This is a genomic window from Pseudomonas eucalypticola (assembly GCF_013374995.1).
Classification (GTDB): domain Bacteria; phylum Pseudomonadota; class Gammaproteobacteria; order Pseudomonadales; family Pseudomonadaceae; genus Aquipseudomonas; species Aquipseudomonas eucalypticola.
Genome location: NZ_CP056030.1, coordinates 1,346,186 through 1,368,928 on the forward strand (window position 1 = coordinate 1,346,186; position 22,743 = coordinate 1,368,928).

General features: G+C 64.7%; 23 protein-coding genes and 1 pseudogene. 17 read left to right on the forward strand and 7 right to left on the reverse strand.

The features are described from left to right. Window positions 1–14 precede the first annotated feature (14 nt). The 3 genes and pseudogenes from HWQ56_RS06185 (at window position 15) to HWQ56_RS06195 (ending at window position 2,490) form a co-directional block, all read left to right on the forward strand. Entirely contained in the window at window positions 15–1,292 is a 1,278-nt protein-coding gene (locus HWQ56_RS06185; protein WP_158155694.1) for a flavohemoglobin expression-modulating QEGLA motif protein, read from the forward strand. Beyond that, window positions 1,264–2,192 (forward strand): annotated as a pseudogene (locus tag HWQ56_RS06190) (alpha/beta hydrolase). The gene HWQ56_RS06185 and the pseudogene HWQ56_RS06190 overlap by 29 nt, the downstream one beginning before the upstream one ends. Then, window positions 2,185–2,490: a PA3694 family proteiin gene (locus HWQ56_RS06195; protein WP_158155696.1), complete on the forward strand. Its 306-nt coding sequence runs from the start codon at window positions 2,185–2,187 to the stop codon at window positions 2,488–2,490. Before HWQ56_RS06190 ends, HWQ56_RS06195 begins: the two are co-directional and overlap by 8 nt. A gap of 63 nt (window positions 2,491–2,553) precedes the next feature. Here HWQ56_RS06195 and lptF read toward each other — a convergent pair whose 3' ends face one another. The 3 genes from lptF to HWQ56_RS06210 all read right to left on the reverse strand — a co-directional run bounded on the left by lptF (window position 2,554) and on the right by HWQ56_RS06210 (window position 4,432). Beyond that, the gene (gene lptF, locus HWQ56_RS06200) at window positions 2,554–3,345 is read right to left on the reverse strand and encodes a lipotoxin F family OmpA-related lipoprotein LptF (RefSeq protein ID WP_158155698.1); all 792 of its coding nucleotides are present in this window, start codon (window positions 3,343–3,345) and stop codon (window positions 2,554–2,556) included. A gap of 47 nt (window positions 3,346–3,392) precedes the next feature. Beyond that, window positions 3,393–3,794 carry a DUF4398 domain-containing protein gene (locus HWQ56_RS06205; RefSeq protein ID WP_158155700.1) on the reverse strand — a complete coding sequence of 134 codons (402 nt, stop codon included), beginning with the start codon at window positions 3,792–3,794 and terminating at the stop codon, window positions 3,393–3,395. Between the two features lie 293 nt (window positions 3,795–4,087). Next, window positions 4,088–4,432 (reverse strand): pilin assembly protein, encoded by a 345-nt coding sequence (locus HWQ56_RS06210; RefSeq protein ID WP_158155769.1) that lies wholly within the window; start codon window positions 4,430–4,432, stop codon window positions 4,088–4,090. A 207-nt stretch (window positions 4,433–4,639) separates the two neighbouring features. On the opposite strand from HWQ56_RS06210, the gene ppc reads away from it, so the two are divergent. From ppc to HWQ56_RS06235, 5 genes are all read left to right on the forward strand, one after another. Further along, entirely contained in the window at window positions 4,640–7,288 is a 2,649-nt protein-coding gene (gene ppc, locus HWQ56_RS06215) for a phosphoenolpyruvate carboxylase (RefSeq protein ID WP_176570039.1), read from the forward strand. A 291-nt stretch (window positions 7,289–7,579) separates the two neighbouring features. Then, window positions 7,580–8,227: an adenylate kinase gene (gene adk, locus HWQ56_RS06220; RefSeq protein ID WP_158155704.1), complete on the forward strand. Its 648-nt coding sequence runs from the start codon at window positions 7,580–7,582 to the stop codon at window positions 8,225–8,227. A gap of 83 nt (window positions 8,228–8,310) precedes the next feature. Continuing rightward, on the forward strand, window positions 8,311–8,985 hold the full coding sequence (gene tsaB, locus HWQ56_RS06225) for a tRNA (adenosine(37)-N6)-threonylcarbamoyltransferase complex dimerization subunit type 1 TsaB (RefSeq protein WP_158155706.1): 675 nt from the start codon (window positions 8,311–8,313) through the stop codon (window positions 8,983–8,985). A gap of 163 nt (window positions 8,986–9,148) precedes the next feature. Then, entirely contained in the window at window positions 9,149–9,445 is a 297-nt protein-coding gene (locus HWQ56_RS06230; protein ID WP_158155708.1) for a hypothetical protein, read from the forward strand. Beyond that, entirely contained in the window at window positions 9,442–10,311 is an 870-nt protein-coding gene (locus HWQ56_RS06235; RefSeq protein ID WP_176572353.1) for a DUF72 domain-containing protein, read from the forward strand. Before HWQ56_RS06230 ends, HWQ56_RS06235 begins: the two co-directional genes overlap by 4 nt. 19 nt (window positions 10,312–10,330) lie before the next feature. On the opposite strand, the gene HWQ56_RS06240 is transcribed toward HWQ56_RS06235, so the two are convergent. Then, window positions 10,331–10,816, reverse strand: coding sequence for an LEA/WHy family protein (locus tag HWQ56_RS06240; RefSeq protein WP_176570040.1), 486 nt, complete (start codon window positions 10,814–10,816; stop codon window positions 10,331–10,333). Window positions 10,817–10,941: 125 nt separating this feature from the next. Between HWQ56_RS06240 and HWQ56_RS06245 the strand changes: the two genes are divergently transcribed. After that, window positions 10,942–11,481, forward strand: coding sequence for a hypothetical protein (locus tag HWQ56_RS06245; RefSeq protein ID WP_158155711.1), 540 nt, complete (start codon window positions 10,942–10,944; stop codon window positions 11,479–11,481). Here HWQ56_RS06245 and HWQ56_RS06250 read toward each other — a convergent pair. Then, window positions 11,471–11,947, reverse strand: a complete 477-nt coding sequence (locus HWQ56_RS06250; protein WP_158155713.1) for a YchJ family protein — start codon at window positions 11,945–11,947, stop codon at window positions 11,471–11,473. The genes HWQ56_RS06245 and HWQ56_RS06250 overlap by 11 nt on opposite strands. A gap of 4 nt (window positions 11,948–11,951) precedes the next feature. Further along, entirely contained in the window at window positions 11,952–12,449 is a 498-nt protein-coding gene (locus HWQ56_RS06255) for a DUF6231 family protein (protein ID WP_158155715.1), read from the reverse strand. 146 nt (window positions 12,450–12,595) lie between these two features. Here HWQ56_RS06255 and HWQ56_RS06260 point away from each other — a divergent pair, with 146 nt between their 5' ends. The 4 genes from HWQ56_RS06260 to HWQ56_RS06275 all read left to right on the forward strand — a co-directional run bounded on the left by HWQ56_RS06260 (window position 12,596) and on the right by HWQ56_RS06275 (window position 15,258). Further along, window positions 12,596–13,297, forward strand: coding sequence for a PA1041 family peptidoglycan-binding anchor lipoprotein (locus HWQ56_RS06260; protein WP_158155717.1), 702 nt, complete (start codon window positions 12,596–12,598; stop codon window positions 13,295–13,297). A gap of 90 nt (window positions 13,298–13,387) precedes the next feature. Then, window positions 13,388–14,113, forward strand: a complete 726-nt coding sequence (locus HWQ56_RS06265; protein WP_158155719.1) for a PA1041 family peptidoglycan-binding anchor lipoprotein — start codon at window positions 13,388–13,390, stop codon at window positions 14,111–14,113. Window positions 14,114–14,228: 115 nt separating this feature from the next. Further along, window positions 14,229–14,507 (forward strand): DUF1145 domain-containing protein, encoded by a 279-nt coding sequence (locus HWQ56_RS06270; protein ID WP_158155721.1) that lies wholly within the window; start codon window positions 14,229–14,231, stop codon window positions 14,505–14,507. Next, window positions 14,500–15,258, forward strand: coding sequence for a collagen-like protein (locus tag HWQ56_RS06275; RefSeq protein ID WP_158155723.1), 759 nt, complete (start codon window positions 14,500–14,502; stop codon window positions 15,256–15,258). Before HWQ56_RS06270 ends, HWQ56_RS06275 begins: the two co-directional genes overlap by 8 nt. A gap of 6 nt (window positions 15,259–15,264) precedes the next feature. On the opposite strand, the gene HWQ56_RS06280 is transcribed toward HWQ56_RS06275, so the two are convergent. Next, complete coding sequence (locus tag HWQ56_RS06280; protein WP_158155725.1) at window positions 15,265–15,729, reverse strand: CopD family protein; 465 nt, start codon at window positions 15,727–15,729, stop codon at window positions 15,265–15,267. A gap of 96 nt (window positions 15,730–15,825) precedes the next feature. Between HWQ56_RS06280 and dinG the strand changes: the two genes are divergently transcribed. The 4 genes from dinG (at window position 15,826) to HWQ56_RS06300 (ending at window position 22,738) form a co-directional block, all read left to right on the forward strand. Next, window positions 15,826–17,970: an ATP-dependent DNA helicase DinG gene (gene dinG / locus HWQ56_RS06285; RefSeq protein WP_158155727.1), complete on the forward strand. Its 2,145-nt coding sequence runs from the start codon at window positions 15,826–15,828 to the stop codon at window positions 17,968–17,970. An 84-nt stretch (window positions 17,971–18,054) separates the two neighbouring features. Continuing rightward, window positions 18,055–20,337, forward strand: coding sequence for a beta-galactosidase (locus HWQ56_RS06290; RefSeq protein WP_158155729.1), 2,283 nt, complete (start codon window positions 18,055–18,057; stop codon window positions 20,335–20,337). Window positions 20,338–20,473: 136 nt separating this feature from the next. Next, a complete protein-coding gene (locus tag HWQ56_RS06295) occupies window positions 20,474–21,619 on the forward strand; it encodes a serine hydrolase domain-containing protein (RefSeq protein ID WP_158155731.1) in 1,146 nt (381 codons plus the stop codon). Window positions 21,620–21,733: 114 nt separating this feature from the next. Next, window positions 21,734–22,738: an OmpA family protein gene (locus HWQ56_RS06300; RefSeq protein WP_158155733.1), complete on the forward strand. Its 1,005-nt coding sequence runs from the start codon at window positions 21,734–21,736 to the stop codon at window positions 22,736–22,738. Window positions 22,739–22,743 lie beyond the last annotated feature (5 nt).

Below are 22,743 nucleotides of genomic sequence, written 5' to 3' on the forward strand. Positions count from 1 at the left end.
ACAAGGAGTTGCCGGTGGACGAGTACCAGCAGACGATACGTGGCCTGTCCGATCGCATCGTGTTGGCCCAGGCACCTATCCGGGTGCTGGACGCAGTGAAGTGGGATGACAGCATCCGCCAGGAGTTTCTCAAGGCCAAGGGCAAGGCCATGCCAGTCGTTGACCGCGCCTATTACCAGAATCGGCCGTTGTCGTTCGACTCCAGTGCCGTGAAGCTGGAATTCCAGAATATCGAGCGCGACATCACCCGCCAGCTCGGCCAGTTCAACCCCGTGGGCCAGATCATGCGGCGCATGTGCAAGGAGTACCGCATGGTGGTGCGCATGCTCGAAGCGCGCGGCACCGAGGACTTCGGCCTGATTTCCCAGGAGCTGTACGGCGCGGCGTCCGATGCTTTCCACGCCGGTGACCCGACCCTGGCCGACCTCGGCCTGATGCTATCCGACTACCTGAACAACATCGACGGCCGCGGCGACCTCAAGGACGAACCCAAGACCCTCACCGCCAAGGACGCCGTGGGCATGCTGCAAAGCCGCCTGAACCGTACCTTCGGCGAGGCCGAGGGGACCATCCGGGTGTTCGAGTCGGACGGTATCGTCGCCGACGCCGCGGCGGGCGCGGACTATATCAAGATTCGCAGCGACGCCCTGTTCAACGAGCGTGACGTCCGCGCCCTGGAAGTTCATGAGGGGCTGGTGCACGTGGGCACCACGCTCAACGGCCTGAACCAGCCCATCTGCACGTTCCTGTCCAAGGGCCCGCCCTCGTCGACCGTGACCCAGGAGGGCCTGGCGATCCTGATGGAAGTGATCGCCTTCGCCTCGTACCCCAGCCGCTTGCGCAAGTTGACCAACCGTACCCGGGCCATCCATATGGTGGAGGAGGGGGCCGACTTTCTGCAGATCTTCGAGTTCTTCCGCGAACAGGGCTTCGGCATGCCTGAGAGCTACGGCAATGCCAGCCGCGTGTTTCGCGGTTCGGTGCCCAACGGCCTGCCGTTCACCAAGGACCTGTCCTACCTCAAGGGCTTCATCATGGTCTACAACTACATCCAGCTGGCGGTGCGCAAGGGCAAGCTGGAACAGATACCGCTGCTGTTCTGCGGCAAGACCACCCTGGAAGACATGCGCACCTTGCGCCAACTGGTGGACGAAGGCCTGGTGGCCCCGCCCAAATACCTGCCCGAGCAGTTTCGTGACCTCAACGCGCTGTCGGCGTGGATGTGTTTCTCCAACTTCCTCAACCACCTGAGCCTGGATCGCATTGAAGCGGACTATTCGAACATCCTTTGAGGCGCTGCTGCGCGCGCTGGCCGTGCTGGGGTTGCTGGCCAGCCTGGGCGGCTGCAGTTCGCTGCTGTTCTACCCGGTCAAGGACCAGCCATTCACACCGGCCAAGGCCGGCCTGGTGTTTCGCGACGTGACCATCACCGCCGCCGACGGCACCCGCCTGCACGGCTGGTGGCTGCCAGCCAAGGCCGGTGTAGCGGTCAAAGGGACGGTGCTGCACCTGCATGGCAACGGCGGCAACATGGCCTGGCACCTGGGTGGCAGTTGGTGGCTGCCGGAGCAGGGCTACCAGGTGCTGCTGCTTGACTATCGCGGCTACGGGCTGAGCGAGGGCGAACCGAGCCTGCCAGCCATTTACCAGGACATCGACGCCGCCTTCGCATGGCTGGACGCCCAACCTGACGTGCAGGGCAAGCCGCTGGTGCTGTTGGGCCAGAGCCTGGGGGGGGCATGGGCATCCATTACCTGGCTGATCACCCGCGCCAGCGTCAGCGCCTGCAAGCGATGGTGTTCGATGGCGTGCCGGCCAGTTACCGCGGGGTGGGTCAGTTCGCCTTGAGTACTTCTTGGCTGACCTGGCCGCTGCAAGTGCCGTTGTCATGGCTGGTGCCCGACGGGGACAGTGCCCTGTACGCCATCGACGCCCTGAAAGGCACGCCCATGCTGTTCTTCCAGAGCATGGACGACCCTATCGTGCCCCTGGCCAATGGTATCGAGCTTTACAAGAAAGCACCGCCGCCGCGGGTATTGCAGTTGACCCGTGGTGGCCATGTGCAGACCTTCGCCGACCCCACCTGGCGTACGGTGATGCTGCGTTTCCTGCAAGACCCCTCACACTTCAACGGCCTGCGCCGTCTGGGCGAAGTGCCCAACTACCCCGAGCCTGAGCCGCCCCATGAATGATGAACGCAATGCGATCCCGTTGATCCTCACCGGGATCGGCAGCATCTTCGCCACCGTGGCCTGCCTGTGGTACTACGGCTACCTGCACTTCGCCAAGCCCGAAGACGCCTTGCTGCTGAGTGAGTTCACCCTGCTCAAGACGGTGCCGGGCGAAGACTACAAGGTGTCCGCTACCCCGGCCGACGAAGTGGCCCAGTGCATCGACGGTGTGCTGGTGCTGTTCGATACCCGGCACAAGGGCCTGAGTGGCGTATTGGTGGATAGCCGCACACAGGCGGTGCACTGCATCACGCCGTAGCAGGAACCCCACGCCTGAAACGAACGTGCCGGCCCAGGGGCCGGCACGTTGAGCCGAGGTGAATCAGTTCGAGGAGGTGACCGACGAACGAGGCGCCACCGGCTGGTTGTCGTTGGAAATGGTCACTTCCACCCGACGGTTCATGGCCCGGCCAGACACGCTGGTGTTGTCGGCCACTGGGTAGTCCTTGCCGTAGCCCTGAGACACCACGCGGCTTGGGTCCACGCCCATTTTCACCAGGGCAGTGGCCACCGAGCCGGCGCGGCGATCGGACAGGCTCTGGTTATAGGAGGCGGTGCCGGTGCTGTCGGTGTAGCCCTCGACGATCACCTTGCGATCTGGGTTCTGTTGAAGGAACTGGGCCAGCTTGTTGACGTTCATCATGCCGCTGGATTTCAGCTCGGCCTTGTTCACGTCGAACAGTACGTCGCCAAAGGTGACCACGGTACCGCGGTCAGTCTGCTTGGCGTTCAGGCTGTCCTGCAGTTGCTTGATCTGCGCGTCACGGGCATCCAGGCGGGCCTGGGCACGCTGGGCAGCAGCGTTTTTCAGGTTGGCCTCCGCGGTACGCAGGGCGATGGTCTGCTTGGCCACTTCAACGCGCTGGTTGGTCAGGTAGGCCAGTTGGTCCACGTCACGGCTGTCGTCGTGGTTCAGGAAGGCTTTGTCGGCCTTGTCCATGTAGTCGGATGCATCCTTGGTTTCCAATGCCGCCACCTGGCTGGCTTTCGGGTTCGCCTGCAGGGCCTGGAAGTTGGTGCGAGCCTGCTCCAGGTTCGGGTTGGGCTTGGTGGCACAGGCAGCGAGAGCGACGCTGGCGGCCAACAGGGCAGGGATCATCAATTGTTTACGCATGGTCTTCATCCTTTGATCGAATACGAGTGGCGATGGCTGGGCGCGGCTTACTGCTGCTGCACGCTGCGCTGGCCTTCTTCACGCAGGTCCTGGACCCCGGCGCGAGCGTCTTGTACGGCCTTCTCGGCCTTGGCGGCCTGGGCCTTGCGCTCGGCGACACGGGCGTCCCACTCGGCCTGTTCGGCGAGCATGCGGGCCTTGTCGTATTGCTTGTCATGCATGGCTAGTTCGGCCTCTTTGAATTTATCCTGCGCCGCTTTCATCTCGACGGCGGCGAATTCGGTGCCGCCAGCGCTGACGGCGCTGTTGACCGCCGACTGCGTGACCGCGTATTGCTCGGTCGGTGGCTTGCCGGCGCAGCCGGCGAGGATGAAGCTGGTACCCAGCGCCAGGGCAGCCAGTTTCAGCCCACGCAGGTGTTTGGAAGGTTTGGCAGTGCTGGTCATCATGATTGCAACTCCATTGGCTAACTCCTGAAAAACGTCGCCCAAGACAGATCATCCTTGCGAGCCCACGACAGGGGGGCCGAAGCCACGATTCGAAGGGTTTTTCTGTGATGGCTTATTGGCTCCGACCAAACCGATTTTTAATTGGTTCACTCGAATTTTGCGAAGATCAGGAATTCTTGACTTTGGAGGCAGGGGGGAAGGCGGCGGCTTTTTCCCGCGCCTGGCCCGGTGCCGCACGGGGATGGCGGGCACCCTGGGCGACCGGGCAAAGCGTGGGAAGGCGGCGATAGGGACTAGTGCTGAGGCTCGTCCGCCTTGGCCGCCATGTCATGCAGGTAGCGCCGCGACAGCGCCAGGAACCGAGGGGTAGGGCCCACGTCTTCATACAACGGGTCGCCTTCCTCGTCGGTGGCGATCACCTTCTGCCCCTTGACGTAAGGGAAGCTGCCTTCCAGCTCTTCAAGCGCCGCGCCGATCAGCTCGCCCAGCAGTTCCTCCGGGTGGTGCTTGGGGTACATTTCGGTGATTGCCGCCAGCCGTGCCGCCGACTCCATGTCCAGGTGGATGGTATAACGGGTAGGGCTCAGGCGGCCCTTGGCGTTCTGTTCCCAATGTTGCGCAAGCTCGCGGATTTTCATGTCGACCTCATTGATCAGTCTGTTCGGGGCCATGGTGTGAGCGTAGCCCCGATCGGCCTTTTGAACACAGGTGGCCGTTGCCCTTGTAAGAATCGAGCGCGCTGGGCACTCTTGGGGTAGAACGGTTTTTCCTGTGCTTGTTCAATGGCAAGGTCGACAAACCTGCGATGGACGGCACCCCGAACAACAATCAAGGAGACTGTGCCGATGACCGAGATCGATGCGCGCCTGCGCGAAGATGTGCACCTGTTGGGCGAGTTGCTGGGCACTACCATTCGCGAGCAGTACGGCGAGGCGTTCCTGGACACCATCGAGCGTATCCGCGCCGACGCCAAGGCCGACCGCAACAGTGGCCCGGACAACGGCAAGACCGCCACCGAACAGCTCAGCAGCCGTCTCAACGACCTCGACGAGGAGCAATTGCTGCCCGTGGCCCGGGCCTTCAACCAGTTTCTCAACCTGGCCAACATCGCCGAACAGTACCAATTGATTCGCCGCCGCGACGAAGACCAACCGCCGCCCTTCGAAAACGTGGTGCTGGAGCAATTGCTGGAAAAGCTCAAGCAGGCCGGCCACAGCGCCGAATCCCTGGCCCGTCAGGTGGGCCGCCTGGAGATCGAGCTGGTGCTCACCGCCCATCCCACCGAAGTGGCGCGCCGTACCCTGATTCAGAAGTACGATGCCATTGCCGCGCAATTGGCCGCCCAGGACCACCGTGACCTGGTGCCCGCCGAACGCGAACAGATCCGCCAACGCCTGCAGCGACTGATCGCCGAAGCCTGGCACACCGAGGAAATCCGCCGCACCCGGCCTACCCCCGTGGACGAAGCCAAGTGGGGTTTCGCGGTGATCGAGCACTCCCTGTGGCACGCGGTGCCCAACCACCTGCGCAAGGTCGACCAAGCGCTGCATGCCGCCACTGGCCTGCACCTGCCCCTGGAGGCCGCGCCCGTGCGGTTTGCTTCGTGGATGGGCGGCGACCGCGACGGCAACCCCAATGTCACCGCGCCGGTCACCCGCGAAGTATTGCTGCTGGCCCGCTGGATGGCCGCCGACCTGTTCCTGCGCGACGTCGACCACCTGGCCGCCGAGCTGTCGATGCAGCAGGCTAGCCAGGCCTTGCGCAAGGCCGTGGGTGACAGCGCCGAGCCGTACCGCGCATTGCTCAAGCAACTGCGCGAACGTCTGCGAGCCACCCGTAACTGGGCACAGGCGTCATTGGCCCAGGCGCAACCGGCGCCCGCCGAGGTACTGAGCAACAACCGCGACCTGCTGGCGCCGCTGGAGCTGTGTTTCCAGTCCCTGCACGAGTGCGGCATGGGGGTGATCGCCGACGGCCCGCTGCTCGATTGCCTGCGCCGGGCTGTCACCTTCGGCCTGTTCCTGGTACGCCTGGACGTGCGCCAGGACTCGTCGCGCCACACCGCCGCGCTAAGCGAGATCACCGACTACCTGGGCCTGGGGCGTTACGCCGACTGGGACGAAGAAACCCGCATCACGTTCCTGTTGCAGGAGCTCAACAACCGTCGCCCGTTGCTGCCCGGCTATTTCAAGCCGGCTGCCGAGACCGCAGAGGTACTGGCCACCTGCCGGGAAATCGCCGCGGCGCCGGCGGCCTCGCTGGGCTCCTATGTCATCTCCATGGCGGGCGCCGCCTCGGACGTGCTGGCCGTGCAATTGCTGCTCAAGGAAGCGGGGGTGCAACGGCCCATGCGCGTGGTACCGCTGTTCGAGACCCTGGCCGACCTGGATAACGCAGGCCCGGTGATCGAACGGTTGCTGCTGTTGCCGGGGTACCGCAGCCGCCTGCATGGGCCCCAGGAAGTGATGATCGGCTATTCCGACTCGGCCAAGGACGCTGGCACCACCGCAGCCGCCTGGGCGCAGTACCGTGCCCAGGAAAACCTGGTGAGCATCTGCCACGCGCAGAGCGTCGAACTGCTGCTGTTCCACGGCCGTGGCGGCACGGTTGGCCGGGGTGGTGGTCCGGCGCACGCGGCCATTCTGTCGCAGCCGCCCGGGTCGGTGGCCGGGCGCTTCCGTACCACCGAGCAAGGCGAGATGATCCGTTTCAAGTTCGGCCTGCCGGACATCGCCGAGCAAAACCTCAATTTGTACCTGGCCGCCGTGCTGGAGGCCACGCTGTTGCCGCCGCCTCCGCCCGAGCCTGCCTGGCGCGCGCTGATGGACGAACTGGCCAGCGATGGCGTGAAGGCCTACCGCGATGTGGTGCGGGAAAACCCGCAATTCGTCGAGTACTTCCGCCAGTCCACCCCGGAACAGGAGCTGGGGCGCCTGCCGCTGGGCAGCCGCCCGGCCAAGCGCCGGCAGGGGGGGATCGAAAGCCTGCGGGCCATTCCGTGGATTTTCGGCTGGACCCAGACCCGGCTGATGCTGCCGGCCTGGTTGGGTTGGGAAGCGGCACTGAGCAAGGCGCTGGAGCGCGGGGAGGGCGAGCTGCTGGCCAGCATGCGTGAACACTGGCCGTTTTTCCGCACCCGCATCGACATGCTGGAGATGGTGCTGGCCAAGGCCGACGCCGACATCGCGCGGTTCTATGACGAGCGCCTGGTGCAGGATTCCCTCAAGCCGCTGGGTGCGCACCTGCGCGACCTATTGTCGCAGGCGTGCGCGGTAGTGCTGGGCCTGACCGGCCAGACGCAGCTACTGGCCCACAGCCCCGAAACCTTGAAATTCATCAGTTTACGCAACACCTACCTTGACCCGCTGCACCTGCTGCAGGCCGAGTTGCTGGCCCGATCGCGCGGGCGCGAGGCCGCTCAGGACAGCCCTCTGGAACAGGCGCTGCTGGTGACCGTGGCCGGTATCGCCGCCGGTCTGCGCAACACGGGCTGAGGCTGGCGGAGCGCCTCGGGCGCGTCCACTATCTGTGAGGGGACTTTGCCGTCACCCGGCACCGGGTCGCAACCGTCAGCGGTTGTACCCGGCGCTACCGGCAGGGGGCGTGCGCATGGGACGCAGGTTGTTCCTGCTTTGGACGGCTTGTGTGGCTGTGGCACGCTGTGTATCTTGATCAGCCTTTCGGCCGTTTTTGTGGCCACCAACCGATTTTGGGATTGGCTTCAAGCAGTTAGCTGCGCTGGGGCGGGTCTGACGATTTCATATAAAAAGTTGAGGAGCACATCGATGCGCGTAATTCTGCTGGGGGCTCCCGGGGCCGGCAAAGGCACTCAGGCCAAGTTCATCACTGAAAAGTTCGGCATTCCACAGATCTCCACCGGCGACATGCTGCGTGCCGCGGTCAAGGCTGGCACCGAACTGGGCATCAAGGCCAAGAGCGTGATGGACGCCGGTGGTCTGGTCTCCGACGACCTGATCATTGCCCTGGTCAAGGAGCGCATTGCCCAGGCCGATTGCGCCAAGGGTTTCCTGTTCGATGGTTTCCCGCGCACCATTCCCCAGGCTGAAGCCCTGGTGAGCGCCGGCGTCGAGCTGGACCACGTGGTGGAAATCGCCGTGAAGGACGAGGAAATCGTTCAGCGCATCGCCGGCCGCCGTGTCCACGAAGGTTCGGGCCGCGTCTACCACATCGTCTACAACCCGCCGAAGGTGGCTGGCAAGGACGACGAGACTGGCGAAGACCTGGTTCAGCGCAAGGACGACACCGAAGAAACCGTGCGCCACCGCCTGTCGGTGTACCACGAGCAGACCGAGCCGCTGGTGGCCTTCTACCAGAAGCTGGCCGCCGCCCAGGGCAAGCCGGTCTACAACCACATCGAAGGTGTGGGTTCGGTGGATGCCATTACCGCCAAGGTTCTGGCGGCACTGAGCTGATCGAAACCCTTCGATCAACTGACGGCCCGCTTGCGGGCCGTTGACGTTTATAATGCTGCACTTTTTTTCTGATGGATTGCCCGATGACCACCTTGCTGGCCCTGGATACCGCTACCGAAGCTTGCTCCGTTGCTCTGCTGCATGACGGCAAGGTGCTGAGCCACTACGAAGTGATTCCGCGCCTGCATGCGCAGAAGCTGCTGCCCATGATCCAGACCCTGCTGGGCGAGGCGGGTGTTGCCTTGTCGGCGGTGGACGCCATCGCCTTTGGCCGTGGCCCGGGGGCGTTCACCGGGGTTCGCATCGCCATCGGCGTGGTCCAGGGCCTGGCCTTCGGCCTGGACCGCCCGGTGCTGCCGGTGTCCAACCTGGCGTTGCTGGCCCAACGGGCGCTGCGTGAGCAGGGCGTGCGGCAGGTCGCCGCGGCCATCGATGCACGCATGGACGAGGTCTACTGGGGCTGCTACCAGGCCGACGGCGATGAAATGAAATTGCTGGGCGACGAGGCCGTGCTGGCCCCGGAAACCGTGAGCCTGCCAGCAGGCGCCCAGGGCGACTGGTACGGCGCCGGTACCGGCTGGGGTTACGGTGAGCGTCTGGCGGTCAAGCCCGCGGACTTCGATGCCACCTTGCTGCCCCATGCCCTGGACCTCATCGCGTTGGCCAAGGGGGCCTGGGCCCGCGGCGAAGCCGTTGCCGCCGACCTGGCGCAACCGGTGTACCTGCGCGATAAAGTGGCTACGCCAAAAGCCCGTTGAGCGACCAGTGGCGCCGCTAACTGCTCGTTTTTTGAGCAGTTCATCGGCTAAACGCGTGTAGGGGTAAACCTTTTCCGAGATCTGTGGTCTAGTTATCACTCGGGCAATTGCCAACCCTTCGGGGTGCCGCTAAATTGCCATCATCGGACAAGAGCCAGCAGTCATGCGTGTAGATGGTTATTCGTCGAGTTCCTACCCAGTCAAACGCAAGCCCCGCAAGGCGCAGGCGCGGGTGGACGACGCCGATGACCTGGAAGGCGAATTCGAGGTGCAACCATCGGCCCAGCGCAGCGCCCCGCGCAGTGCCGGCGCCACCAGCAATGTACCCGCCCGCCCGCAAGACATGATCTTCCCGCGCTCCATGAGCCGCCGTGTGGCTACCGCCCTGACCAGTTACCTGACCACCTCCACCTTCGTGGACTGGGATGGCGAAGTGCTGGGCCTGGACGTGCACATCTGACGGTGTCGGCGTTACCCTACTACCTCGGTTGCCCCTCATGGAGCGAGCCCGCCTGGCGCGACCACCTGTACCCGGCGGATGCCAGGCCCGCGGAATTTCTGCAGCTGTACGGCCAAGTGTTCAATGCCGTGGAAGGCAACACCACCTTCTACGCCCAGCCGGCTGCCAGCACCGTGGCGCGCTGGGCCCAGAGCATGCCCGCCCATCTGCGCTTCACGGCCAAATTCCCCCGCGAGATCAGCCACGGTGGCGACCTGCGCGAGCGCCTGCCGGCAGCCCATGCGTTCATGCAACTGCTGGAGCCCCTGGGCAGCCGTGTCGCACCCTACTGGCTGCAACTGCCTGCCGCCTTCGGGCCCGAGCGCCTGGCCGAGTTGGTGGCTTTCATCGATGACCTGCACCGCCCGGTTGCCGTGGAGGTGCGCAACCAAGCGTTCTTCGCCCGTGGCGACGAAGAGCGGATGCTCAACCGGCTGCTGATGGCCCGCCAGGTAGAGCGCATCTGCCTGGACCCGCGGGCGCTGTTCAGTTGCACCGAGCAGACGGCCGCCGTGCTCGATGCCCAGGCCAAGAAACCTCGGGTACCGCCGCGCCCGACGGCGTTCAGCCAAAGCCCGCAGGTGCGGTTCATTGGCCATCCGACCCTGGAGGCCAATGACCGGTTTCTGCGGCAATGGGTGGCGAAGATCGCCGAGTGGATCGAGGAGGGACGTACGCCCTGCATTTTCCTGCATACCTCCGACAACCACCGCGCGCCACTGTTGGCGCGGCGCTTTCATGAGCAGTTGATGGTGCGTTTGCCGGGATTGCCCGCACTCCCGGAAATACCGCGCGAGCCAGTGGCGGAGCAGTTGGGCCTGCTGTGACTGTCCTGCCGCGGGGGGCTCACTTGTGGATCAACTCGCCCGGCACCACCTCGCCAGTGCGCCGCAGCACTACGTCCCGACCAAACACCAGCCCGGTCTTCAACTCGCCTTCCAAGCGGTAAGGTATCGGCCTGTCCGGGTGGCGCAGCAGCTTCACCACGTCGCGCAAATGCTGCCAGAGGTTGGTGCGCACCGGCACATCGAAGGGTTCGCTGGCGTGGCCGTCCACGCTGAGCCACTGGTCGTATTCGTCATCAGCCAGCAGGATGCCGGCCAGATACACGCGATAGCGCAGCCCGCTCACGGTGAGGCTGTCGTCGTTGGGGTTGTCGATTCGGAAATGCAGCACGAATTCCTGCTGCAACAGCTTGGCCTTGACCACCTGCACGCTCAGCAAGTGCACTTCGGGGTCCTTGCCGTCGTCGCCAAACCAGCTCGCGCAGCCGCCCAGGCCCGCCCCGATGCACAGGCAGACGGTGATCCAGCGCAGTGTCCGTGAGGCCATGGCCAATCCCTCGTGATGCCTTGAGTCTAACAACCCTCGGCCGACTTGTTGGCAAAAACGCGGATAGGCCATACTGAGAGCCATTAATGTCGAAGCGCCATTGCTCAAAGGGCAGGAGGCACACTATGGGGCTGTTCGAAATCGTCTTTCGGGGCGAATTGGTAGCGGGGGCGCAACTGGCGCTGGTCAAGGCCAACTTGGCCAAACTGTTCCAGGCCGATAGCACGCGCATCGATGCGCTGTTTGGCGGGCGGCGTCTGGTGCTCAAGAGCGACCTGGACGCGCAAGCCGCGGAAAAATACCGTGCCACCCTGGAGCGCGCGGGCATCGTGGTCACCGTCGAGCCGGTACCGGTGCAGGTCGAGGAAATCGAAATGGCGCCGCCGCCGGATGCGCCCGGCTTCCAGCGTCGGCCGCCGAACAAGCTGGAGCAGCCTTGGGTGCCGCGCGATTGCTACATGGCCGCGTTCGTGGAAGTGCAGGCCCCGGCCTATGACATCGCCGAGGTGGGTGCCGACCTGCAGGCACGGAAACCAGCCGTGCAGGCGCCGAAGGTCAACCTGGCGCAATTCAGCCTGGCGCCCGCAGGCAGCGACATGGGCCAGGCGCGCGGGCCGGCCAGTCCGCCGGTGCCGGACACCAGCCATCTGAAACTCATGCCGTGACGTAGCTGGCGCAGCACTTCTTGAATTTCTGCCCGCTGGCGCACGGGCAGGCGTCATTGCGACCGGCCTTGAGCGGCACCGTCGGGTCGATGAAGTACCAGCGCCCGCCGTTCTGCACGAAGGACGAACGTTCGCGGTGGCTATGCTCGCCGCTGGCGTCGTGCCAGCGTGCGGTGAAGGTGACGAAGGCGTGCTCCGGCTGGCCACCGAAAACCTCGGCACTCTCAACGGTCAAGCCCAGCCAGGTACTCTGGGCACTCCAGTCGGCGATGGCCTGGCGGTCCAAGCCAGGCTGTTGCACCGTCAGCGTGGTGGCCACCAAGTAGTCGATCAGGCCCAGGACGTAAGCGCTGTAGCGCGAACGCATCAACGCCTGGGCATCCGGGGCTGGCAGGCCGGCGTGGTAGTGGCCACAGCAATTGTTCAGCAGGTTGCCGCTGCCGCAGGGGCAAATACTCGTGCTCATGGGGTTACCACCAATACTTCCCAAAGTTTTCCGGGTTGGCCCAAAACCGCGCGTTCAGCCAGTCGGGTACTTGCTTGTACTCGCGCAGGTCGTAGGTGAACAGCGTCAGCACTTGGTCGTCACGCTGGAAGCGTTCGCTTGCCTGCAGGGCCAAGGCGTAGAAATCAGTCTCCTGCCAGCCACTGGCGGTCAGGTCCACCAGCACGGCGATGCGGCTGGCGTTGAGGTTGCGAATGCCCCCCAGCAATTGCAGGGCGGTGCGCTTGGGCAAGTGCTCCAGGCAATCGACCACCACGGCCAAGTCAAAGCGCTGCCCGGCAAGGTCGGCAGGCAACACACCGGGCACGGCCTGGGCCACGATAGCCTCGGGGTGGGCCTGCCTGAAGGCGGCCAGGGCCGGGAAGTCAGCGGCACCCACCACCAGCAGGCGGGGTGGGGCATAGCGGTCCAGCAGCGCCGCGAGTGCCTGTTGCGGCGTGCGCGCCGAAAAGCTGTCAGTCATGGAACGTCCTCGATCAGAGCTGCCAAGGATAGGCTGGTTCGGCGTCGCAGCCTAGCCTGCATGGCTTATTGCTGGCGCATCTGCAAAGTGCCGTCTTTACTCCCATTGCATCGGTTATACGCCGATTCCCTTAGGAGAGAGACCTGATGAGCATAGTGAGTAAGGCATTACCCTTGGTACTGCTAACCAGTGTGTTGACTGGTTGCGCAGGGTTGCAGAAAACCGACTGGCCGAAATGCGCGGCGGTGGGTGGTGTTACCGGTGCGGCGTTGGGCTCTATCCAGAATTCGACCTTCGCCGGGTGGGGTGTACTGGTAGGCGGCGGTGTCGCAGCGGCCTATTGCTGGGTGCATGGCGATGGCGACGAGGACGGTGATGGCGTGCCGGATAGCCGCGACAAGTGTCCGCACACCCCGCACGGCACGCCGGTCGATGCCACGGGTTGCCCATTCCCGGCGCCAGCGCCGCCACCGGTGGCTGAACCTGCGCCGTTGCCCAAACAGGAAGTCATCGTCATCCGCGACGTGCACTTCGAGTTCGACTCGGCCAGGTTGACCGGGCCTGACAAAGGTGAACTCGACAAGGTCGCCACCAAGCTTCGGACCGAAGCGCCTTCCACCCAGTTGACCGTCACCGGCCACACCGACAGCGTCGGCAAACCGGCCTACAACCAGAAACTGTCGCAGCGCCGTGCTCACTCGGTGGTCGATTACCTGGTTAGCGTCGGCATTCCACGGGCCAGCTTCGTCTCGGTCAGTGGCGCCGGGGAAACCCAGCCGGTGGCTGACAACAAGACCGCTGACGGCCGCGCCCAGAACCGCCGCGTGGAGATCCGCCTGGACCGCTGAAAACGGTCGGGTAAGCGGCTTGTGAACTCTCACGGGCCGGTCTTTACTCCTGTGTGACCGGCAAGGGCCGGTGACACAGGAGCATTTCATATGAGATCAATCTGGCGGGCGGCACTCCCCGTTCTTCTGGTCAGCAGTGTTCTTTCCGGTTGCGCCACTACCAGTGATGGCAGTGCCCCGCTCAATCAGAGGAACTGGCCTATCTGCAGCGTCATCGGTGGTGTGGCAGGGGGCGGCCTCGGTGCCCTCAAGAGTTCGTCCTGGGCCGGTGGCCTGGGGGTTCTCGGTGCTATCACCGGCGGCCTGATCTGTTTTGCCCAGGACGGCGACGAGGACGGCGATGGCGTGTTCGACCGTCGCGATCATTGCCCGGGCACCCCACCCAATACCCCGGTCGACCACATGGGCTGCCCGTTGCCCCAGTACCCGGCGACGGCCAAGGCGCCCGAGCCGCCACCACCACCTGAAGAGGTGATTACCCTGAGCGACGCTGGCAACGTGCTCTTCGCCTTCGATTCGTCGGCGCTCACGGCCGAAGCCCGGAGCCAGCTCACGGCGCTGCTGGGCAAGCTCAAGGCGGCTGATGTGGTCAGTATCAAGGTGGTGGGCAACACCGACAGCAAGGGCAGCGACGCCTATAACCAGAAACTGTCGGAGCGACGCGCCGACAGTGTCGCGCAGTTCCTGATCAGCCAGGGCATACCGGCTGGCAAGGTGACTAGCGAGGGGGATGGTGAGCGCAAGCCGGTAGCGGATAACAGCACTGATGAGGGCCGCGCACAGAACCGCAGGGTGGAACTGCATATCAACCGCTGACCCGGCGACAAGCGATTGGCTGCAAGCTGCAAGCTGAGGGTTGCCTTTAGCTTGCAGCTTGCGGCTCCCCCCGTTACTGTGCTGGCAAACAACAATCATTCCAGGGGGGGCGGACATGGCATGGCTCTGGGGCCTGGGCAAAGGGCTGACGGTGCTGTTCTGGTGGGTGGTGCTGCTCAACCTGTTCACACCCGCGACCTACCCGTTCAACCTGCTGATCAACATCACCGGCGCCGCCTTGATGCTGTTGCATCTTCTGGAGGTGTTTCTGTTCCGCGCCAGCTTGCGTGGCCGCAGCCATCCCTGGTTTGACCGCTTGCAGATCCTGCTGGTGGGTATTTTTCATGTGCGTTCAATCCCGACCCGGTCGGTGCAGGAGAGCAACAATGCGTAGGCTGTGTCTGGTAGCGGCGCTGTTCACGCCTTTGGCGATGGCCGATAGCCTGAGTGTGGAACCCCATTCGTTGATGCGCCTGCCAGGCAAGGACGGGGTCCTGACCCTCGACCGCCTGGTGGTCGAGGATTACGCCACCCTGTTGGTGCCGGACAACCTGGTGGAACTGAAAGTGGGCCAATTGCAACTGGGCCACGAGGCGCGTATCGCCATCGTGCCCGGGGCCCAGGCGTTGCGCATCGAAGCGCGCCAAGCGGTATTGGGGGAGGGCAGCCAGATCCTGGCACGGGGTGCGCCAGGTACCTACGAGAAAGAAGCCCTGCCGGGCCGCGACCTGCAGTTGCAGCTGCAGTCGGTGCAAGGCGCGCCGCTGTCGGTGGACGCCCGTGGGGGCGCGGGTGCGCCAGGCTATTTCGGCCTCGACGGCGGTAGTGGTACCGAGCCGGGCTGCCTGTGGGGGCAGGCCGGTCGAGGCGCCAATGGCTTGAACGGCGGCAACGGTCACGATGGCGCCGCGGGGGCCCAGGTGCGCCTGCAACTACCCCGTGACTACCCGGCCGACGCCATCAAGGTACAGGTCGACGGCGGGGCTGGTGGACAGCCCGGCGCCCCCGGCAAGCCTGGCCCGGGCGGCAAATCCAAGGGCTGCTTCGTCTACGACACCGCTGGCGGCAAGGCTGGCCGTGCTGGCCAGCCGGGCGAACCTGGCGTGGCCGGGCATGCGGGCGCGGTCAGCGTACAGCGCCTCTGACGACGGTCAGAACGGTGGCCGCGCCGCGGCCACCGCTACTACCACGAAACCGATGATCAGGTTGATGCCCACCAGCCGGCGAATCTGCGCCAGGCTGGCAGCACCTGCCTGCCAGTCTTCGGCCTGCACCGCCTGGTTGAAGGTGGGCAGTTGCAGTGTGGTGATGCGAATGAACAGCGCCACCATCACCAGGTACAGGCCCATCATCACCTGTACGTAACGCGGCGCGGTCTCGAAGCCGCTGAAGCTGATCTGGATCATGCCGATGCCACTTATCGGAAGAATCAGCACGGCCAGCCAGACCCAGAGAAAAAAGCGTCGGAAAACTTCCGCCCACAGCTTCAGCCGTGCCGGCCCTTCCAAGGCTGTAACCACCGCCGGGCGCAGCACCAGCCAGGCGAAGAACATGCCGCCGACCCAGATCAGCGCTGCCCAGACATGCAAGGTGTAGAGGGGGGCAAAGGCTGCCATGTGGATCTCCGTTCAGCGCGCGAGGGTTTAGCGGGGTATGATAGCGGCCCAAATCGAAACACTGAAAATTTATCCAGGCGTCCATGCCCCAGAACCATGATCAGTAACGAACTCAAATCCCAGATCCAGGGCGCCTATTCGCGTTTCCTCGAAGCCAAGAGCCTCAAGCCGCGCTATGGCCAGCGCCTGATGATCGCCGAGGTCGCCAAGGTGCTGGGCGACATCGACTGCGACGACGAAGGCCGGCGCTCGGGCGACTGCGCGGTGGTCGCGGTGGAGGCGGGCACCGGTACCGGCAAGACCGTGGCCTACAGCCTGGCGTCGATCCCGGCTGCCAAGGCCGCAGGCAAGCGCCTGGTGATCGCCACGGCCACGGTCGCGCTGCAGGAGCAGATCGTCTACAAGGACCTGCCCGACCTGATGAAGAACAGCGGGTTGAGTTTCACCTTCTCGCTGGCCAAGGGGCGTGGACGCTACCTGTGCCTGTCCAAGCTCGACGTGCTGCTGCAGGAAGGCCACGCCCAGACGGCCACGGCGCAACTGTTCGAAGAGGAAGGGTTTCGCATCGAGGTTGATGAAGCCAGCCAGAAACTGTTCACCAGCATGATCGAGAAACTGGCCGGCAACAAATGGGACGGTGACCGCGACAGCTGGGCCACCGCCCTGGAGGACAAGGACTGGGCGCGGGTGACCACCGACCACAGCCAGTGCACCAACCGCCATTGCCCCAACTTCCAGCAGTGCGCCTTCTACAAGGCCCGCGAAGGCATGGGCAAGGTGGATGTGATCGTTACCAACCACGACATGGTGCTGGCCGACCTGGCCCTGGGCGGCGGCGCCGTGCTGCCTGACCCTCGCGATACCATCTACGTGTTCGACGAAGGCCACCACCTGCCGGACAAGGCCATCGGCCATTTCGCCCACTACACCCGCTTGCGCTCCACCGCCGACTGGCTGGAAAGCACGGCCAAGAACCTGACCAAGTTGCTGGCCCAGCACCCGTTGCCCGGCGACCTGGGCAAGCTGATCGAGCAGGTGCCGGAGCTGGCGCGCGAGATCAAGACCCACCAGCAGTTCATGTTCAGCGCCTGCGAACAGCTGGCTGACTTCCGTGCAGGTGAAGACATGGAAGGCCGCGAGCGGCCGCGCCATCGCTTCGAAGGCGGCGTGGTGCCTGAGCATATTCGCGAAATCGGCATCGAGCTGAAGAAGGGCTTCGCCCGCCTCAACGACCTGTTCACCCGCCTCGCCGAATTGCTCAAGGAAGGCATGGACGGTGAGAAGAACATCGGCATCGCCAGCCACCAGGCCGAGGAGTGGTACCCACTGTTCGGCAGCCTGCTGTCCCGCGCCCAGGGCAACTGGGAACTGTGGACCGCTTTCACCGCCGAAGACCCGGAAGAAAGCCCGCCCATGGCGCGCTGGCTGACCCTGGCCGAAAGCGGCGCGATGTTCGATATCGAAGTCAACGCCAGCCCTATCCTGGCGGCCGAGATGCTGCGCCGTACCTTGTGGAACGTCGCCCACGGCGCCCTGGTGACGTCGGCCACGCTGACCGCGCTGGGCAAGTTCGACCGCTTCCGCATGCGTGCCGGCCTGCCCAAGGCCGCGGTCACCGCCGTGGTGCCGAGCCCCTTCCACCACGCCGACGCCGGCGTGCTGCGGGTGCCGGACCTGCGCGCCGACCCCCGTGACGCGGCGGCCCACACCGCGGCGATCATTCGCGACCTGCCGGGTCTGGTGGAGGGCTCGCGAGGGACCCTGGTGCTGTTCTCCTCCCGCCGGCAGATGCAGGACGTGTTCGACGGCCTGGACCGCGACTGGCGGCGCCAGGTGTTCATCCAGGGCAACCTGTCCAAGCAGGAGACCCTGAACAAGCACAAGGCCCGTGTCGATGGCGGCGAGTCCAGCGTGCTGTTCGGCCTGGCCAGCTTCGCCGAAGGCGTGGATTTGCCCGGTGCCTATTGCGAGCACGTGGTCATCGCCAAGATCCCCTTCGCCGTACCGGATGACCCGGTGGAAGCAGCGTTGGCCGAGTGGATCGAGGCGCGCGGCGGCAACCCGTTCATGGAAATCGCCGTGCCCGATGCGTCGCTCAAGCTGATCCAGGCCTGTGGCCGGCTGCTGCGTACCGAGCAGGACCGCGGCACCATCACCCTGCTGGACCGCCGCCTGGTGACCCAGCGCTACGGCAAGGCGATCCTCAATGCCCTGCCGCCTTTTCGCCGCGAAATTTCCTGAAGCGGGCAGGGCTACAATGCCCTGTTACGCTGTCTATTGACCTGACCGAGGCCGACAACGGCCATCAAGGAGAGCTGGAATCCCATGATTCGCCGTTCGTTGCCCATTGTATTCGCAGTGCTGTTCACCACCCCGCTGATGGCAGCACCGGGTGCCCAGCAGACGCTGTTCAACTTCGTTCGTCCCGCCGACGTGGTGCAGGTGACGACCGCGGATGCCAGCCTGCCGCAGTACAATGCCGAACAGACGGCCGAAGGGGAAGTGTTGCGCCGGGTGACCTTCAACCCGGTGGCCGCCCCCAGCCTGACCCTCAAGCCGCAGACGGGCGCCTGGGACTGGTCGGCCGATGGGGCCATGACATTGCGCGCGCAAAGCGCCATGGACTGGGCCGTGACCCTGTACGTGAAAATCCAGAGCAACGACGGCAAGACCCTGACCAGCCGCATCGACCTGCCCGCGGGCCCGGCGCAGACCCTGGTCATCCCGTTGCAGGCCAACACGCCGTTGAGCCAGGGGATGCGCGCCGCGCCGCCCATGCCATGGGTACAAGATGGCCAGCGCACGCTGCTCGCCAGCAGTGCGGGCGAGCTGACCCCCAGCCAGGTGGTGTCGGTGACCGTGTCCATGGACAAGCCCGCCGTGGCGCAGAACATCCTGCTGGAACGCTTCGGCGTGGTGGAAGGCGATACCCTGCAGAAAGCCGCCTATGCCGGCATTGTCGACGAATACGGCCAATTCAGCCGCGGCCGCTGGCCAGAGAAGGTCACCAGTGACGACCAGCTGCGGGCTGCCGCCAGCCGCGAGCAGCAGCAGCTGAAGGGCTGGCTGGCCGAGCGCGAAAAGGCGCCGCTGGACAAGTTCGGCGGCCTGGTCCAAGGCCCGGTGTTCAATGCCAGCGGCTTTTTTCGCACTGAAAAGCGCGATGGCCGCTGGTACCTGGTAACCCCGGAAGGCCATCCGTTCTACTCCCTGGGCGTCAACGCCGTGGCTGCCGACGGCGACCGCACTTATGTGCAAGGCCGTGAATGGATGTTCGCCAACCTGCCCAAGGCTGATGAGCCCGAAGCCCAGTACTATGGTCAGAGCAACAACCAGGACGGCAATGGTTCATCGGTGGGCCGCGGCTTCGGCAGCGGGCGCTGGTTCGATTTCTACGGGGCCAACCTGCAGCGTACGTACGCCGAGCCGTGCACGCCCACGCCGCAGGCGCCGTGCCAGGCCAGGCCGTTCGATGCCATTCGCTGGCAGACCCATACCCTGGACCGCCTGCAGGCCTGGGGTTTCAATACCGTGGGCAACTGGAGCGCCCCGACCTTGGAGGGCAACCAGCGCGTCCCGTATACACTGCCGCTGTCGATCGTTGGTGACTACGCCAGCATCAGTACCGGCATGGACTGGTGGGGGCGGATGCCCGACCCGTTCGACCCGCGCTTTGCCATGGCCACCGAGCGCGCCGTCGCCATCGCCGCTCGCGACCACCGCGATGACCCGTGGCTGATCGGTTATTTCGCCGACAATGAGCTGGCCTGGGCAGGCCCTGGCAACGACCCCAAGGCTCGATACGCGCTGGCATATGGCACCCTGCGCCAGACCACCGACGTGCCGGCCAAGCGCGCGTTCCTCAAGCAGTTGCGCGACAAGTACCGCAACCAGGAGGGCTTGTCCAAGGCCTGGGGCATCAACCTGCCGGCCTGGGAGCTGATGGAAGACCCCGGCTTCGAAGCGCCGCAGCCCAACCCCGAGCACCCGGAGATCGAGGCCGACCTCAAGCATTTCCAGCGGGTATTCGCCGACACTTACTTCAAGACCATTTCCGATGCCCTCAAGTGGCACGCGCCCAACCAGTTGTTGCTGGGAGGCCGTTATGCCGTGTCCAGCCCCGAAGCCGTGGACTCCTGCGCCCAGTACTGCGATGTATTGAGCTTCAATTTCTATACGCCCACGCCCCAGGATGGCTATGACTTCGCGCGCCTGCGCGAGCTGGACAAGCCGGTACTGGTGTCCGAATTCACCTTTGGCTCCCGGGACCGCGGGCCGTTCTGGCCCGGGCCGATGGAAGTGGCCAAGGAAGAGGACCGCGGCAACGCCTACGCCACCTTCCTCAAGGCGGCGCTGCAGGAACCGACGATCGTCGGTGTGCACTGGTTCCAGTACCTGGACCAACCGGTGACGGGCCGGCTGCTCGACGGCGAGAACGGCCACTTCGGCCTGGTGGGCGTGACCGACGTGCCTTACCAGGGCTTCGTCGGCGCGGTGCGCAAGAGCAACCTCGACAGCCTGGACCAGCTGGCCAAGACCCTGAAAACCGCTCCCGCCCCGGAAGCCGGCGGCAAGAGCGCCGAAGGCCACAGGGGCGGCCGCCGCTGATAAACCCGCGCGCCGGGCTAAATCGTTCCCTGTCAGCAGAAAGTTGCCTGCCGGCTGGCAAGCAGCTGTTCACAAAAGCCTCAAGGGCTGGAACAATGCCTGCCACTTTGTTCAATGCTGTTCAGGGAGCGGTCGGGTGCAGATTCAAGGTCATTACGAGCTTCAGTTCGAGGCGGTGCGCGAAGCCTTCGCCGCCTTGTTCGACGATCCCCAGGAACGCGGTGCCGCGTTGTGCATCCAGGTGGGCGGGCGCACGGTCATCGACCTGTGGGCCGGCACCGCCGACAAGGACGGCCAAGAGGCGTGGCACAGCGATACCATTGCCAACCTGTTCTCCTGCACCAAGACGTTCACCGCTGTCACCGCGCTGCAGTTGGTAGGCGAGGGCAAGCTTGACCTGGATATTCCGGTGGCCCGCTACTGGCCCGAGTTCGCCGCCGCCGGAAAGGAAAGCGTTACCCTGCGCCAGTTGCTGTGCCATCAGGCAGGCCTGCCGGCATTGCGCGAGCTGTTGCCCGCCGAAGCCTTGTATGACTGGCAGGCCATGGTCGACGCGCTGGCGGCCGAGGCCCCCTGGTGGGAGCCCGGCACGGGCCATGGCTATGCGGCCATTACCTACGGTTGGCTGGTGGGCGAATTGCTGCGCCGCGCCGATGGTCGTGGCCCCGGCGAGTCCATCGTGGCCCGCGTGGCCCGCCCCCTGGGCCTGGATTTCCATGTCGGCCTGGCCGATGAAGAGTTTCGCCGCGTCGCGCACATTGCCCGTGGCAAGGGCAACATGGGCGATGAAGCTGCCCAGCGCTTGCTGCAAGTGACCATGCGTGAACCCACCGCCATGAGCACCCGTGCCTTCACCAACCCGCCGTCGGTACTGACCAGCACCAACAAGCCGGAATGGCGGCGCATGCAGCAGCCGGCGGCCAACGGCCATGGCAATGCCCGCAGCCTCGCCGGCTTCTACACCGGCTTGCTGGATGGCAGCCTGCTGGAAGCCGAACTGCTTAATGAATTGACCCGCGAACACAGTGTTGGCCCGGACAAGACTTTGCTTACGCCCACCCGTTTCGGCCTGGGCTGCATGCTTGACCAGCCGGACCTCGCCAATGCCACCTTCGGCCTGGGGGCCAAGGCTTTCGGCCACCCGGGTGCCGGTGGCTCGGTCGGTTTCGCCGACCCCGAACATGACGTAGCCTTCGGTTTCGTCACTAACACCCTGGGCCCGTATGTGCTCATGGACCCCCGTGCGCAGAAACTGGTGCGGGTACTTGCCACTTGTCTATAAATTGATCGAATCGACCGACGGACGTCCCGTGACGGCGGTTTCATCTACTATCAATCAATGGTTTAAGCGGGTTTGTTAACCCGTTTTGTATCAACCTCATTTTGTGGAAAGCTTATGTACTCCAATAAATCCATCGCGTTTGCCCTGTGCCTGGCTGTGACCGGCTGCGCTCAGACTCCACAGAACAACACGGCTGGCAACGGCGGTGGTTTCAACTGGTGGCCCTTCGGCGCCAGTGACCACGCGGTAGACAAGGATGTAGCAGGCGCGATCACCGACAAGGTCGCCAAGGACGAAGCCAAGGCTGCAGCTCCAGCCGCTGCGCCGGCCCCGGTCGCGGCTGCCGATACCGGCAAGCACTGGTGGTGGCCGTTCTCCAGCACGGCTGCCACCCCGGCCGCGGCTACCCCCGCAGTGGCCGCAGTGCCCAAGATCGACACCAAGATGACCCAGGCCTGGCTGGACAGCTACGAGCCAAAAGTGCGTGAAGCGGTCAAGGGCAGCAACTTCCAGGTTGAGCGTCGCGAAGACGTGCTGGTGGTTATCGCGCCGGTGGACGGCAGCTTCAACCCCAAGCGTCCTGAACTGCTGCTGCCGGTCACCCTGAGCCCGATCACCAATGTCGCCAAGGCCGTCGAGACCGACCCCAAGACCGCTGTGCTGGTGCTCGGCCACGGTGACGCCACGGGTGCCGCCGATGTGCAGCAGATCAGCCAGCAGCGCGCCCAGTCCATCGCGGCCATCTTCCACCTCAGCGGCCTGGACCGTAAGCGCCTGGCCATGCGTGGCATGGGTTCGGTGATGCCACGTGCCGCTAACGACAGCCCTCAGGGCCGTGCCCTGAACCGCCGTGTGGAAATCCTGCTGACCCCTCAGGAAACCATGGTGGCGCTGGTGGCGAAGTACAACTCGCCGACCCCGCCAGTGGCTGAAATGGTGGCGGTGCAGGACGTCAAGCCAGCCCCGGCCGCGGCCCCTGCCACCAAGAAAGCCGCTGCCAAGAAAGCCCCGGCCAGCCACAAGGCACCGGCCAAGGCCACCACCACCAAGAAAAAGGCCACCCCTGCCAAGGCAGCCGCCCCGGCCAAGAAGGTGACCGCTGACCAGGCCAAGAACTGAGCCTA

Coding starts and splice junctions, on each gene's coding strand:
- HWQ56_RS06205 (WP_158155700.1), bottom strand. CDS start 3,794: ATGATGACCAGCACTGCCAAACCTTCCAAACACCTGCGTGGGCTGAAA.
- ppc (WP_176570039.1), top strand. CDS start 4,640: ATGACCGAGATCGATGCGCGCCTGCGCGAAGATGTGCACCTGTTGGGC.
- adk (WP_158155704.1), top strand. CDS start 7,580: ATGCGCGTAATTCTGCTGGGGGCTCCCGGGGCCGGCAAAGGCACTCAG.
- dinG (WP_158155727.1), top strand. CDS start 15,826: ATGATCAGTAACGAACTCAAATCCCAGATCCAGGGCGCCTATTCGCGT.
- HWQ56_RS06270 (WP_158155721.1), top strand. CDS start 14,229: ATGGCATGGCTCTGGGGCCTGGGCAAAGGGCTGACGGTGCTGTTCTGG.
- HWQ56_RS06230 (WP_158155708.1), top strand. CDS start 9,149: ATGCGTGTAGATGGTTATTCGTCGAGTTCCTACCCAGTCAAACGCAAG.
- HWQ56_RS06245 (WP_158155711.1), top strand. CDS start 10,942: ATGGGGCTGTTCGAAATCGTCTTTCGGGGCGAATTGGTAGCGGGGGCG.
- HWQ56_RS06280 (WP_158155725.1), bottom strand. CDS start 15,729: ATGGCAGCCTTTGCCCCCCTCTACACCTTGCATGTCTGGGCAGCGCTG.
- HWQ56_RS06290 (WP_158155729.1), top strand. CDS start 18,055: ATGATTCGCCGTTCGTTGCCCATTGTATTCGCAGTGCTGTTCACCACC.
- HWQ56_RS06195 (WP_158155696.1), top strand. CDS start 2,185: ATGAATGATGAACGCAATGCGATCCCGTTGATCCTCACCGGGATCGGC.
- HWQ56_RS06240 (WP_176570040.1), bottom strand. CDS start 10,816: ATGGCCTCACGGACACTGCGCTGGATCACCGTCTGCCTGTGCATCGGG.
- HWQ56_RS06210 (WP_158155769.1), bottom strand. CDS start 4,432: ATGAAAATCCGCGAGCTTGCGCAACATTGGGAACAGAACGCCAAGGGC.
- HWQ56_RS06255 (WP_158155715.1), bottom strand. CDS start 12,449: ATGACTGACAGCTTTTCGGCGCGCACGCCGCAACAGGCACTCGCGGCG.
- tsaB (WP_158155706.1), top strand. CDS start 8,311: ATGACCACCTTGCTGGCCCTGGATACCGCTACCGAAGCTTGCTCCGTT.
- HWQ56_RS06250 (WP_158155713.1), bottom strand. CDS start 11,947: ATGAGCACGAGTATTTGCCCCTGCGGCAGCGGCAACCTGCTGAACAAT.
- HWQ56_RS06275 (WP_158155723.1), top strand. CDS start 14,500: ATGCGTAGGCTGTGTCTGGTAGCGGCGCTGTTCACGCCTTTGGCGATG.
- lptF (WP_158155698.1), bottom strand. CDS start 3,345: ATGCGTAAACAATTGATGATCCCTGCCCTGTTGGCCGCCAGCGTCGCT.
- HWQ56_RS06260 (WP_158155717.1), top strand. CDS start 12,596: ATGAGCATAGTGAGTAAGGCATTACCCTTGGTACTGCTAACCAGTGTG.
- HWQ56_RS06265 (WP_158155719.1), top strand. CDS start 13,388: ATGAGATCAATCTGGCGGGCGGCACTCCCCGTTCTTCTGGTCAGCAGT.
- HWQ56_RS06300 (WP_158155733.1), top strand. CDS start 21,734: ATGTACTCCAATAAATCCATCGCGTTTGCCCTGTGCCTGGCTGTGACC.